This window comes from Candidatus Pelagibacter sp. Uisw_099_02, assembly GCF_047727625.1.
Lineage (GTDB): Bacteria > Pseudomonadota > Alphaproteobacteria > Pelagibacterales > Pelagibacteraceae > Pelagibacter.
The window spans coordinates 468,153-481,562 of the sequence record NZ_CP159822.1 but is presented as its reverse complement, the minus strand read 5'-3'; the positions used below and the strand labels follow the sequence as shown (position 1 = coordinate 481,562).

Here is a 13,410-nt window from a genome sequence, read left to right as displayed (position 1 = left end):
CTTATATACTTAAAGAGTCAATTTTAAAACGAACATAATCACTAATTTGGTTGATTTGACTAATATTTTTTGGTTTGATTTTCTTATATTTCACAAAGTCTTTATTCTTAATAATTTTTAATAGTATTTTTGAAATATCTAAAAAATTTATCTTCCCTTTTAAAAACATATCAACAAGTGTATCATTAGCAGTTACGATAACTGTTTCAAATAAAGATTGTTTAATTGGCAAAGTGTTAATTATTTTTGTAACAGGAAATTTTTTAAAATTGATACCTTGAAAATCAAGATTATTTAATAGATCAATATTTAATCCCTTAGATTTTATTTTTTTTTGACTGTTAAAATACAGAGAATTAAAAATTGGGATCGTCATATTAGTATCATGAATCAAAATTTTAGTTAAACCATTATGAAACTTAACTATGGCATGAACATAAGATTTGGGATGAACTAAAATTGATATTTTATTATATTGTAAGTTAAAAATATTTTTAGCTTCAATAACTTCAAAAACTTTATTCATCATAGTTGCTGAGTCTATTGTAATTTTTCTTCCCATTTTCCAATTAGGATGAGTAAGTGCTTTTTTTCTTGTTATAAATTTAAATTTTTTTAAATCTAGCTTATTGAATGGTCCACCAGAAGCAGTAATAAAAACCCTCTCTATATTACCAATATTGTGCTTATTAATTAATGACCATATTGAAAAATGTTCAGAATCAACTGGAATAAAGTCAGTTTTATAAAAGTCGAGTTTTTTTTTTATTAAATTCCAACCACATATTATGGATTCTTTATTTGCAATAGCAATTTTATTAGTAAATTTGATAATTCTTAATGTTGGATCCAATCCAATTAATCCAGATATGGCATTCATAGTATAATAAATTTTTTTATTCTTTAAAATTTTGTTAATTGATTTGAAATCATTATAAATATTAACATTTTTATCAATTAATTTTTTTTTTGCATAATTATATTTAGTTTTATTTGTAATGATTAAATTTTTAACATTGAAAATTTTTGCCTGTTTCAATAATTTATTGATATTACTATTTGCTGTTAGAAGTGTTATTTCAAATTTTTTTTGATCCTTTTTGATAACATCTAGCACGGTTTTACCGATTGAACCTGTTGACCCTAGAATGACAATTTTTTTTTTCATATTTAAAAAATATTAAATAGTAGAAGCCCAATTGGAATAGCAAAGATTATACCATCTACTCTGTCAAGAATACCTCCATGGCCTGGTAGTAAATCGCTGGTGTTTTTAACTTTTGCTTTTCTTTTTATATAAGAGATAAGTAAATCTCCTATTTGAGTGGTTAAAGATATAAACAATGTAATTACAATTAATATTAAAAGATCGTACTTAATCAATGTTTCATTAAATAAAGGAATCAAAAACAATGAAAAAACAAAAGACCCAATAGATCCAGACACAGTTTTGTTTGGACTAATTTTTGTAAGTTTTTTTCCTTTAAAAAACTTGCCAATTACTAAGCCACCTATATCAGAAAGTATAGCAACAAGAATTGAATATATTAGGTAAACTTTTAAATCTTGATGGTAAGATTCAATATAAAATAAATAATAAACCAACAATGATAGATACAATAACGAAATTGATTTAAATATAAATCTATAAAATTTATGATTAATTGAATTTTTAATAAATATTTTAGATAATAAAGCATAAAATTCAATCCAAATAATTATTGCAATCACAATCAGTGATATAATCATCATGAAAGAGAAAAAGTACATTATTGTTAATAATAACAACAATAAAAGTGAAGTAACTATTCTTTTTTTTAATTCAGAGCCCATTAAATTGATCCAAAATTTCTCTTTATATATTTAAATTTAGTTAATATTTTTTTAAAATCTTTTTTGCTAAAATCAGGCCACAGTTTTTTTTCAAAAAAAATTTCTGTATATGCTGATTGCCAAAGTAAAAAATTACTTAGTCTTTGAGTGTTACCTGTTCTTATCAATATTTCAGGATCGGGTATACCTTTAGTAAACAAGTTTTTATCAATATTTTGCTCGTTTATTTTAATTTTCTTTTTATTAATTGACCTTAAGGCATTTATTAATTCACCTTTTGAACCATAATTTAATGCAACATTAATTTGAATAATTGAATTTTGTAATGTTTTTTTTTCAGATGTTTTAATCAAAGTTTTAAGCGTTATTGGTAATTTACTTAATTCGCCTATAAATTTGACACTAATTTTATTTTTTATTAAATCTTTAACTCTTTTAATTAAGAAATTTTCTAATAAGTTAAATAAAAAATTTATTTCTTTTTTAGGTCTTTTCCAATTTTCTGTAGAAAATGTATAAAGTGTTAAATATTTAATCTTTTCTTTTATACATTCGTCAATAACTGTCTCCACTGTATTTAAACCAGCTCTATGTCCTAAATTTCTTGAATTTTTGTGTTTGAGACCCCATCTACCGTTTCCATCCATAATGATGGCAACATGTTTAATTGGACTCATATAGTCATTATTTCTTTTTCTTTAGATTCTACTTTTTGATCAATGCATTTGATATGATCATCTGTAAAAATTTGAATTATCTTTTCATTTTTTTTTTCGTCATCTTCGCTAATTTCTTTATTCTTTACTAAACTTTTTAATTCATCATTAGCTTCACGTCTTATGTTTCTAATTGAAACTTTACATTTTTCTCCAATAGATTTAATTAATTTTTTTATCTCAGACCTTCTCTCTTCATTTAAATCAGGAACTGGTAGTCTAATCAATTGTCCATCAATTTGTGGGTTTAAACCAAGTTCAGATTTTTTAATCGCTGAATCAACTAATGGAACATTATTAAGATCCCAAACTTGAATATTGATTGTTCTTGCATCTGGAGTTGTTATACTAGAAACTTGATTTAAAGGCATCTTTTGCCCATAAACATCAACCTTAACTAAGTCCAGCATTGAAGCATTCGCTCTTCCAGTTCTTAGTGATGTTAATTCTTTTGAAAAAACCTCAATGGTTTTATCCATTTTTTGATTATACGTTTTTTCTTCAAACATTTATTCACCTATCTTTATTCTAAAGAAATCATTGATCTTTAAATCAGGTATATTTAGTTCTTTAACAATTTCTTGTACTTTCTTTTTTGGTTCCATTACCCAAGACTGTGTTAACAAGGAATTTTCTTCCTTAAATTTACTCATTTTTCCTAGACTGATTTTTTGAGCAATCTCTTCTGTTTTTCCAGAACTTTTTAATTCCTCCGTAACAAGATCCTGTTCTTTTTGAATTACCTCTTTGTCAATTAAATCAGAATTTAATGCTAATGGATTAGATGCAGCTATATGCATTGAAAGTTGTTTGCCAAAAGTTCTAACTGCTTCGCTGTTATCTTTCGTTTCAATAGAAGTTATAACAGATAATTTAGCTAAATTGTCTTTAACTATTGTATGTAAATAATTAAAATTTTTAGCACCTGATTGATTAAATGTTTTAGTCTTACCTATTGTTATTTTTTCACCCATTTTTGCAATTAATGAAATTAGATTATTTTCAACAGTTTGACCATTTAACATGTTAGACTTATTTAATTCATCTAAATCAGAATTGTTTTTATTATTTAAATCGCTTAGTTCTTTTGCAAAAGAAACAAAATCATCATTTTTTGCAACAAAATCTGTTTCACAATTTACTTCTATCACTGAAATCTTATTCTCATCTCCTGAAGTTGCAATTACACCTTCTTTTGCATCTCTGGACATTTTTTTAGAAGCTTTAGAAATTCCTTTAACTCTTAAAATTTCTACAGCTTTATCTAAATCACCACAAGATTCTTTAACCGCTAAATTGCAATCTTTAAAACCTGCACCTGTTGCTTCTCTTAATTGTTTTACTTTTTCTATATCGCTCATATTAATTTAGCTTTTCTTTATCTTTTTTGGAGAATTTAGCATCTAGTTTTTCTCTATCTAACTCCTGAACAGTTTTAGTAGATTTTTCTTTTGTATTAATATTTTCAACTTCCGGTTTGTCTTCAGTTTTAGATGGAGCTGCTTTTTTTGCATTTTCAATAGTTTCTTTTATTAGGTTGCAATAAAGATCGATTGCTCTTCTGGCGTCATCGTTGCCAGGAATAGGAAAATCAATACCATCTGGATTTGAATTACTATCTAAAATGGCACAAATAGGAATGCCCAACTTAGATGCTTCAGCTATGGCTAGTGATTCATAGTTTGTGTCTATGATAAATACTAAATCAGGAACTTTTTTCATTTCAGCAATTCCACCAAGAGCCCTTTCTAATTTATCTTTTTTAACACTCATTTTCAAAAGTTCTTTTTTTGTAAAGCCTCTATTCTCAGCAACAAGATCAGCTTCATATTTCTTCATCTTTTTTATCGAACCTGAAATTGTTCCCCAGTTAGTTAACATGCCTCCTAACCACCTGTAATTTACAAAAAATTGTCCAGTTTCTTTTGCAACTTCTGCAATAGCTTCTGATGCTTGTTTTTTAGTAGAGACAAAAAGAATTTTTCCATTATTTGCAATTGTATTGTAAACTTTTTCTAATGCCACATTTGTTAATTCTAATGTCTGTGTTAAATCAATAATGTGAATTGAATCTCTTTTACCAAAGATGTATTTTTTCATCTTTGGATTCCATCTTAAAGTCTTATGACCTAGGTGAACGCCTGCTTCTAATAATTGTTGTATAGTTAGACTTGGTATTTTCATATTTATTCCCGGTTAAGCCACCACAGTAATTTCCATCTAAGGACCGGAGGTATAAAACCACAAACTGTGTGCGTGTTAATTTAATTTAAGAGTTATTTACAAATTATTTGTAAAACAAACAAGTCTTTTTTAGTGAATTATGGTCGAAATATCATTATTTCTAATGATATTTATAGCTTTTCTATCAATAAGTCGTTTATTCTTAAGTTCAAAGCTAACATTTTTATCTTTGTCATTAATATTTATTTTTACCTTGGTAGTTCCATCTTCATTAATTAAATTTGATATTTTATCAATATCCTTGATTGATTTAATATTAAAAATAATTTCGCTAATTGGTTTATTAAAAAGATCTGGAAGTGATGCTATTTTTTGAACATTTATCCTTTTAAGTTTATTTTCATCATTCGAAATAGTTTTAATTAAAGTTATAATTAAAGAATTACCTTCAACCAAAACCTCTCTATTTAATTCTAGAATGTCTGAAAAAAGAAAAAGCTCAAAAACACTGGTCAAATCAGTAAATTTAATAACTGCGTATGAGTTACCTTTTGCAGTTTTTCTTTCAGAAATTTTTAAAACAGTTGCTGCAATATTTGCATCTTTTGTATTGTCATCTAAGCTGAACATTGCATAATCAATTATTTTATAATCATTAAAAATTTCTTTAAATTGATTTAAAGGATGGTCGGATATAAAAAATCCAATAGCTTCAAATTCTCTTGATAATCGATCTTCAAATTTCCAATCTTCAATATTAAAAATTATTTCATTATCTTGTTCTTCATCTGAACCAAAAAGATCAATTTGATTTGCTGCTTTGTTTTCATGAATGTTTTTCGTTTTTAAAATAAAATTTGGAATTGAATTAAACAATGCTTGTCTATTACTATCTATATTATCAAAAGCTCCTGCTTTAACTAAACCTTCTAGTTGGAGTTTGTTAATATCTTTAGGGTTAACTCTGTTTAAAAAATTATTTATAGATTTGAATTCACCATTTTCTTTTCTTTCTTTAACAACATTTGCTATTGCTTCATAACCAACACTTTTAATTCCACCAAGAGCATAATAAAAATTATCCTCATCAAATTGAAAATCTGCAAAACACTTGTTAACATCAGGTCTTATAACTTTAATATTAATTCTTTTTAATTCTTCATGAAATTCACTCAATTTATTTTGATTTGAAATATCCATTGTCATCGAAGCTGCAAAAAACTCTTTAGGAAAATAAGTTTTTAAAAATGCCGTTTGATAAGAAATTATAGCATAAGCGGCTGCATGACTTTTATTAAATCCATATTCAGCAAATGGTTCAATTTTTAAAAATATACTTGCTGCAACTTCTTTACTAATTCCATTTTTCAGAGCACCAGCAATAAATCCTTGTTTTTGTTTTTCTAGTTCGGCTCTTTTTTTTTTCCCATAGCTCTTCTTAATATATCAGCCTCACCTGCAGTAAAACCTGAGAGTTTTTGCGCTATTTGCATCACCTGTTCTTGATAAATAATAACTCCATATGTAGGTTTTAAAATATCTTCAAGTAGTGGGTGTAAATAATCAGGTGTTTGTCTTCCATGTTTACAGTCATTATAAACTGGTATGTTACTCATGGGTCCTGGACGATAAAGAGCCACTAGTGCAATAATATCTTCAATATGGTTGGGTTTCATCTGCAATAATGCTTCACGCATACCGGCGCTCTCAACCTGGAATAATCCAACAGTATTACCAGAAGACAAAAGTTCGAAAACTTTTTGATCATCAAAGTCAATATCTTCAATTTTGAAATTTTTAACTTTTTTATTAATCAACTTTTGCGTTCTATTAATTACCGTTAAAGTTTTTAATCCTAAAAAATCAAACTTAATTAAGCCAGCATTTTCTGCTGAATACATGTCAAATTGTGTAGAAGGTAATAATAAATCGGCAGATGCATCTTTGTATAAAGGCACAACTTCAGTTAATTTTCTATCCGCAATTACAACACCTGCTGCATGAGTTGCTACATTTCTATTCAAACCTTCTAATTTTAAAGAAAGATCAGTTAATTTTTTAACACGAGGATCCTCATTAACTAATTTTTTAAGTCTTGGCTCGCTATTAATACACTCAGTTAGACTTTGAGGTCTGGAAGGGTCAAAAGGTATCATTTTTGAAATACTATCAACAAAACCATATGGCAAACCTAGTACTCTACCAACATCTCTAATAACCATTCTTGCTTTTAATTTTCCAAATGTGATTATATGGGCAACGCTATCTTTGTATTTTGTTGTTAAATATTTAAAAACAAGATCTCTTTTTTCCTCACAAAAATCTATATCAAAGTCAGGCATTGACACACGGTCAGGATTTAAAAAACGTTCAAATATTAAATTAAATTTAATTGGGTCAACATCTGTAATAGATAGACACCAAGCTACAAGCGAACCTGCTCCAGAACCTCTGCCTGGTCCTACAGGAATATCATTACTCTTAGCCCATTTAATATAATCAGACACAATCAAGAAATAACTAGGGTATTTCATTTCAATTATGATCTTTAGCTCATGATCTAGTCTATCTTTATATTTTAAAAATTTGTCATCAGTTTCTAATTTGCTTTCTTCAATTTTAAAAACTTTGAGAAATTTTTCTTTTAAACCATCTAATGAATCTTTTTTTAGTATTTCATCAGCACTACCCCCTTTTTCAGAACTAATATTTGGAAGTACAGGTTTCGAAAACTGTGGTCTAAAATTGCATTTAAATGGTAAATTGAAGTTATTTTCTAAAGCTTCAGGAATATCTGAAAATAGTTTTGACATTTCTTCATTAGATTTAAAATAATGTTGGTTGCTAAATTTAATTCTGTTTTTTTCATTAATATAAGTTTTGGAACCAATACAAGTTAACGCATCATGGGCTTCGTGCATGTCAGGTGTTAAATAATAAACTTCATTAGTCGCAATAATTGGTATCTTAATTTTTAGAGATTGTTCTAAATTGAATTTTTCAAAAGCAATTTCATTTTGATCGCCATGTCTTTGGATTTCTAAGTAAAAATTATCTTTAAATTTTGATGATAAGTTCTTATATAGTTTTGAGATTTCGTCTAAACGACCTTTTTCAAATAATTTACCAAACAAACCCTGGATAGTTCCCGAAAATAAGGACACTCCTTCAGTATCTATTAAAAGTTCCTTAATATCTAAATGAGGGTCAGATAGAGCGTCATTTTCTAGGTAAGATCTTGAAGAAAGCTCTATGATTCTCTTATATCCATTTTCATTAAGAGCTATCAAAGGTAATAGCCCTGTTGTGTCTTCAAATTTAAAATATATTTGAGTGCCAATAATTGGTTGAGTGCCAACCTTAGAGATATTTTCAGCAAACTCCAACGCACCACATAAATTGGATGTATCAGAAAGACCTAAACAAGGTATTTTTTTTTCTTTACAAAAATCTTTTAAATTATCAATTTTGATAGCACCTTCGCAGATTGAATACTGTGTGTGAATTTTTAAGTGATTAAAGTTTTGATTATTTAATTCTGGCATTGATAGTTTTTATATTACCATCAATCATTTCTAATTTGCAATCAGCCATATTAGCAAAAAATCTATTGTGAGTTGCATAAATTATTAATCTGTTTTTATTTTTTAATTTATATAAAACATTAAAAACCTCCTTTGCTGTTGTATGGTCTAAACTGCCAGTAGGCTCGTCTGCTAATATAATTTCAGGTTCGTTAATAAGTGCTCTAGCCATTGCAATTCTTTGCATTTCACCCCCTGATAGTTCTGAAGGAAAATGTGCTTCACGTGATGAAAGACCCATTATTTTTATGATTTTTTTTGCTCGATCAATTGAGTTTTTTTTATCATTGGTTAAAGCTAAACCAGCTAAATAAACATTCTCTAATGCAGTAAAATCTGGAAGTAAATTATTTTGTTGATAGATAATACCAATTTTACTTGATCTAATTTTATCATTTTTTGCATTCTCATTAAAGTTTACTGGTTTACTATCAATTAACAATGAACCAGTGGTAGGTTTATCTATCATTGATAAAACATTTAATAATGTAGACTTTCCCGATCCAGAGGGACCAACAAGAGAATAAATCTTACCTTTTTTAAAAGAATAATTAATTTTTTTTAAAACATTTATTTTTTTATTGTTAGAAAAAGATTTTGATATGTTTTTTAATGATATCAAATTATTCATACTTGAGTCCTTTAACTGGGTCTAATTTTGAAGCTTTTATTGCTGGAAAAATTGAAACAATAATAGTTACAAAAATTGAACAAAAAGAAATAATAAAAATTGAAGTTGTATTTATTTCAGAAGGCATTGTGCTTAAAAAATAAATCTCTTCAGGAAACAAGTTTATATTAAATATATTACTTAAGAATTCTCTCAAGTTTTCTATATATAAAGAAAACATTATACCTAAAAAAATTCCAAAAAAAGTTGCTGTAGTTCCAATAATAACACCAACAAGAAAAAATATCTTAACAATAGATTTATTCAGGACGCCAATAGACTTTAATATAGCTATATCTCTTGTCTTATTTTTAACCAAAATTGTAAGACCTGAAATAATATTAAAAGCAGCCACTATAATAATCAAAGATAAAATTATAAACATTACATTTCTTTCAACTTTTAATGCAGAAAACAATGAACTATTCATATCAGCCCAACTATATACAAAGTTATTTTTGAATATTTTTTGAATTTTATTTTTTTCTTCTTTAATATTAGAGGGATTGTACAAATAAATTTCTAAGTTACGCTTTTCTTTTTTAAGACCAAAAAAGTTTTCCAATGTCTCTAAATTTATGAAAGCAATATTTGCATCAAAATCAGCTAAACCACTATCAAAGATTGAACTAATAATAAAAGTTTCTTGTCGAGGTAAGCTTCCTATAATTGTTTCTATGCCTACTGGTGACATGATTGACACTTTATCTCCCACACCAAGGTCTAAACTAAAACTTAATTCTTTACCTATTGATATTGAATTTTTTGTTAATTGGTTTGATTTACCAATTAAATTTCCTTTTTTCACAACATCAAGTTTTAGAAAGTTTTCACTACTGTAACCTCTTAAAATTAACCCTTTAGTGTAGTCTTTGCTAATAACAATTGCTTCACCAGAATTACTAAAAATTAACTTCTTGGAAATTTTTATTAAATCATTATTTTTAAGTATTTCTAAATTTATAGAATTTTCATAAGGTTTCACTGTTACATGTGGGTTAAATCCTACAATTTTATTAACTAATTCAGTTCTGAAACCATTCATGACCGACATAACAATAATTAATACTGCAACACCCAAACTTATTCCAATGAACGAAAAAATAGAAATAATATTTAAAAATCCATCTTTTTTTCTGGTTTTTAAATATCTAAATGTAATCTCTTTTTCTAATGTTGAAATCAATTTTTTACTTTTAATTCAGTTAAAATCTTAGTTATTTGTTCTATATTTAAATTCTTAGGTTCTTTTCCTATTTCCTTAAATTCTAACAGATCACCTTCTGATTTTTTTCCTATTATAATTTGATAAGGAACACCTATTAAATTAAATTTCTTAATTTTAGATGAAAGATTTTCATCCATGTCATCAATAATTGTATCTATATTGTTATTTTCAAAATGTTTAAAAATTTTTGTAGCTTTATCTAATGCAGATGTATCATTTTTATTAATCATTGGAATTATGGCAAGCTCATATGGTGCTACAGAGAATGGCCATTTCATTATTTCATCCTTTTCATCATATTTTGCTTCTATAATTGCACCAACTAGTCTTGATACACCAATTCCATATGATCCCATTTTAACAAAATCTTTTTTACCTCCTGGAAGATCTACAGCTGCATTTAAGGCTTTTGAGTACTTATCTCCAAAATAAAAAATGTGACCTACTTCTATACCTTTTGTAATCAGTCTATTTTCTTCTAATACTTTTTCTTCAAATTCATCTTTGTTAAATTTTTCATCTGCTACAGCGTAATATTGTTCATATTTTTTTCTTAAGTCTTGTAAGGATTTTCTATCCACTACAGATCCTTCACTATCTAAATCAAAAACTCTTTTATCTGTAAAAATTTTACTTTCACCAGTATCTGCTAAAATAATAAATTCATGAGAAAGATTTCCACCAATTGGTCCTGTATCGGCTGCCATTGGTATTGCTGAAAGTTCTAGTCTCTTAAATGTTTTTAAATATGAGAAAAAAAATTTATTATATGAGAAAGTTGCATCTTCATCATTTACATCAAACGAATAGGCGTCTTTCATATAAAACTCTCTACCACGCATAATTCCAAATCTAGGTCTTACTTCATCTCTAAACTTCCATTGTATGTGATATAATAATTGTGGTAATGACTTATAAGATTTAACATTAGATCTAAATATATCAGTAACCAACTCTTCATTGGTTGGACCATATAGCATTTCTCTACCTTGTCGGTCTTTAATTCGAAGCATTTCATCTCCATAATCATCATAACGTCCACTTTCTTTCCAAATATCACTGGGTTGAATGGTTGGCATAAGTATTTCTTGTGCGCCAATTTTATTTTGTTCTTCTCTTACAATTTGTTCAATTTTTTTCATCACTTTAAAACCTAATGGTAGCCATGAATAAATACCTGCAGAAGATTGTTTTATCATCCCTACTCTGAGCATTAATTGGTGTGATTTTATTTTTGCTTCTGATGGATTATTTTTTAATATTGGAATAAATGACTTTGAAATATACATTTTTAATTAATTATATATCTTAAATTTAACTTTTCATATTTTATCAATAAATAAATTATCAGGAAAATAGCCGTTGTAATACCAGTACAATAAATAAATTTTTTTAACATTTTAGGATTTTCTGGAGAACCTGCATCCTCACCATCAATTTTGATAGATTTTTGTCTATTTACGTCAATTGGAAGAATCGTGAAAAAAACTATCCACCAAATTATTATATAGATTATAGCAAGACCCGTTGCACTCATTTAAATTCTTACTATATTGATATTTATAAATGGTCTTTTGCCAGTAATCTCTTTGGCGCATTTTCTACAAGTAATTTTTAAAGCATCAATTAAATTATATTCCTGTTTTTTACTTTTTATAGAAAAAGTTCTAGTTGTACTTTCTATTGCATCTTCTAATTCATATATGAATTCATCAACATCGTGAAGTGGCAAACCTCTGAAAGTTAATACTGGACGTTTGTGAATATTTCCTTTTGGTGTAATTAAGACAGTTACCTCCATGTAACCATTTGCAGCAATATTTTTTCTATCTTTAATTGATTGGGAATCTTCTTCAACACTCATATTTCCATCTAAATAAAGTCTTCCACTTGGAGCTCTATCAAAAACATGTGGTTTGCCTGGAGCTAATTTTACAATGTCGCCATTTTCTACTTGTACCGGGTGTGGGACTTTCATTTCGTGGGCAAATTTCATGTGTTCAATCATATGCCTATGCTCTCCATGAACAGGAATGGCACATTGAGGTTTTATCCAATCATACATTTCCCTAAGATCATCTCTATTTGGGTGGCCAGAAACATGTACAAATTCACTTTCTTCAGAAATAACTTCAATACCATCTTTTACTAATTGGTTTTGTAGTTTGTATAATTTTTTTTCATTACCTGGGATAATTTTTGATGAAAAAATAACAGCATCATCTTTTTCTATATAAACATCTGGATGAGTATTGCTCGAAATTCTCATGAGAGCAGCCATAGGTTCGCCTTGACTACCAGTACAAAGATAAACTATTTTCTCTCTAGAAATATTTTTAGCTTCACGAGCATCAATAGGTTCAATAACATTTTTTAGATAACCACATTGTCTTGCTGCTTTAAATATCCTATGCATAGATCTTCCAACTAGTGATATTTGTCTGCCAGTTTTTTCTGCACAATAAAAAGCTGTTTCCATTCGAGCTACATTTGATGCAAATGAAGCCATCACAATTCTTTTTTTAAGGCTACCCATTATATTTAACAAACTTTTTCTAACATCCAGTTCAGATCCTGCTTTACCCATGCTAAATACATTTGTTGAGTCACAAATCATAGCAAGTACACCTTCTTTACCAACCTCTTTAAGTCTGTCTGAGTTAATTTTATCACCAATTAGTGGTTCAGGATCAATTTTCCAATCTCCAGTGTGCAGTATTACACCAGCTGGAGTTTCAATTCTAAGACCGTTAGGTTCAAGAATTGAGTGAGTTAATGTGATGTACTCTATTTTGAAAGGATTTAAATCTACAGTTCCATTTAATTGAACTATATTTAGATAGTTCGTTACATCAACATTCTTTTCTTTAAATTTTTCTTTTATTAAGACTGCAGTAAATGGAGTAGCAAAAATTTTACATTTTAATTGAGGCCATAGATGTGCAATCGCTCCAATGTGATCTTCATGGGCATGAGTAAGAATAATTCCTAATAGGTCTTCTTTTTTATCCACTATAAATCCAGGATCTGGATAAATTAGATCAATTCCTGGTAAGGTGTCATCAGCAAACGTTACACCTATATCAACCATTATCCATTTATGTTCACCTGGTTTTCCGAAGGCAAACAGGTTCATATTCATGCCAATTTCTCCTGAACCCCCTAAAGGGCAAAATAATAATTCATCTTTCATAT

11 protein-coding genes and 1 pseudogene are annotated in these 13,410 nt (G+C 27.8%); all 12 read right to left on the bottom strand.

All coding sequences use genetic code 11. The features are described 5' to 3' along the window. Position 1 precedes the first annotated feature (1 nt). The 12 genes and pseudogenes from ABXT47_RS02565 to ABXT47_RS02510 all read right to left on the bottom strand — a co-directional run bounded on the left by ABXT47_RS02565 (position 2) and on the right by ABXT47_RS02510 (position 13,408). Entirely contained in the window at positions 2–1,168 is a 1,167-nt protein-coding gene (locus ABXT47_RS02565; RefSeq protein WP_415309183.1) for a 1-deoxy-D-xylulose-5-phosphate reductoisomerase, read from the bottom strand. Positions 1,169–1,170: 2 nt separating this feature from the next. Next, positions 1,171–1,833: a phosphatidate cytidylyltransferase gene (locus ABXT47_RS02560; RefSeq protein WP_415309182.1), complete on the bottom strand. Its 663-nt coding sequence runs from the start codon at positions 1,831–1,833 to the stop codon at positions 1,171–1,173. After that, positions 1,833–2,510, bottom strand: coding sequence for a polyprenyl diphosphate synthase (uppS, locus tag ABXT47_RS02555; RefSeq protein WP_415309181.1), 678 nt, complete (start codon positions 2,508–2,510; stop codon positions 1,833–1,835). Before uppS ends, ABXT47_RS02560 begins: the two co-directional genes overlap by 1 nt. Further along, positions 2,507–3,058 (bottom strand): ribosome recycling factor, encoded by a 552-nt coding sequence (gene frr / locus ABXT47_RS02550; protein ID WP_415309180.1) that lies wholly within the window; start codon positions 3,056–3,058, stop codon positions 2,507–2,509. The genes uppS and frr overlap by 4 nt, the downstream gene beginning before the upstream one ends. After that, positions 3,059–3,910: a translation elongation factor Ts gene (tsf, locus tag ABXT47_RS02545; protein ID WP_415309179.1), complete on the bottom strand. Its 852-nt coding sequence runs from the start codon at positions 3,908–3,910 to the stop codon at positions 3,059–3,061. Between the two features lies 1 nt (position 3,911). After that, a complete protein-coding gene (gene rpsB / locus ABXT47_RS02540) occupies positions 3,912–4,733 on the bottom strand; it encodes a 30S ribosomal protein S2 (protein ID WP_415309178.1) in 822 nt (273 codons plus the stop codon). A gap of 129 nt (positions 4,734–4,862) precedes the next feature. Next, a pseudogene (gene dnaE / locus ABXT47_RS02535) lies at positions 4,863–8,278 on the bottom strand (DNA polymerase III subunit alpha). Next, entirely contained in the window at positions 8,262–8,948 is a 687-nt protein-coding gene (locus tag ABXT47_RS02530; protein WP_415309177.1) for an ABC transporter ATP-binding protein, read from the bottom strand. The pseudogene dnaE and the gene ABXT47_RS02530 overlap by 17 nt, the downstream one beginning before the upstream one ends. Continuing rightward, on the bottom strand, positions 8,941–10,173 hold the full coding sequence (locus tag ABXT47_RS02525) for an FtsX-like permease family protein (protein WP_415309176.1): 1,233 nt from the start codon (positions 10,171–10,173) through the stop codon (positions 8,941–8,943). Before ABXT47_RS02525 ends, ABXT47_RS02530 begins: the two co-directional genes overlap by 8 nt. Further along, a complete protein-coding gene (gene proS / locus ABXT47_RS02520; protein WP_415309175.1) occupies positions 10,170–11,504 on the bottom strand; it encodes a proline--tRNA ligase in 1,335 nt (444 codons plus the stop codon). The genes ABXT47_RS02525 and proS overlap by 4 nt, the downstream gene beginning before the upstream one ends. 2 nt (positions 11,505–11,506) lie before the next feature. After that, positions 11,507–11,752: a DUF1467 family protein gene (locus ABXT47_RS02515; RefSeq protein ID WP_415309174.1), complete on the bottom strand. Its 246-nt coding sequence runs from the start codon at positions 11,750–11,752 to the stop codon at positions 11,507–11,509. Beyond that, positions 11,753–13,408, bottom strand: coding sequence for a ribonuclease J (locus ABXT47_RS02510; RefSeq protein WP_415309173.1), 1,656 nt, complete (start codon positions 13,406–13,408; stop codon positions 11,753–11,755). Positions 13,409–13,410: the final 2 nt, after the last annotated feature.